1 protein-coding gene is annotated in these 562 nt (G+C 35.8%); it reads left to right on the top strand.

Going from position 1 to position 562, the window contains the following annotated elements; genetic code table 11:
* Positions 1-356 (top strand): thermonuclease family protein (locus EZH24_RS13260; protein WP_137999472.1); only part of this gene is annotated, 356 nt, incomplete at its 5' end.
* Positions 357-562: the final 206 nt, after the last annotated feature.

Raw genomic sequence — 562 nt, 5'->3', positions numbered from 1 at the left:
TAGAAAATGTTCCCGATGTATTTGGTAAAGAGATAGCCGTTCGGATAAGAGGAATTGATACGCCAGAGTTGAACGATAAAAGAGAAGAAATAAAATCTATAGCTATAAAAGCAAAAGAAGAATTAGAAAAACTTTTATTAAATGCTAACGCTTCCAAAAGGGACGCCATTGGCGACAGCTGGCAGAAGCCAAATATAACTTTATACAATTTAGGACGGGATAAATATTTTAGGTTGTTGGCAAGCGTAAAAGTTGGCGATGTGGATGTTGCCGAGTATATGACACTTACAGTGGGCAGACGCCTTAAAAAAGGTTTGGCTAAATCTTACGATGGAGGCGCTAAAGCGGGCTGGTAGCCAAAAAAGTTTGGTGAACATAAATTTTATTTCAAAAATAAAGAAATTTTCAATAAACAAAAAGCTACCGAGTTAATTAAACCCGATAGCTTTTTAATTATAATCTTAATTAATTTATTTTATTTATTTATTATCTGGTCGGCTATTCCGAGCAAAGCCTGAATCTTTGGAGAGAACGCTATAATCGCTCCCGCAAATACCACGCT

Source organism: Brachyspira catarrhinii, assembly GCF_005518285.1.
Lineage (GTDB): Bacteria > Spirochaetota > Brachyspiria > Brachyspirales > Brachyspiraceae > Brachyspira > Brachyspira catarrhinii.
This window is presented reverse-complemented; position numbering and strand designations above follow the sequence as displayed.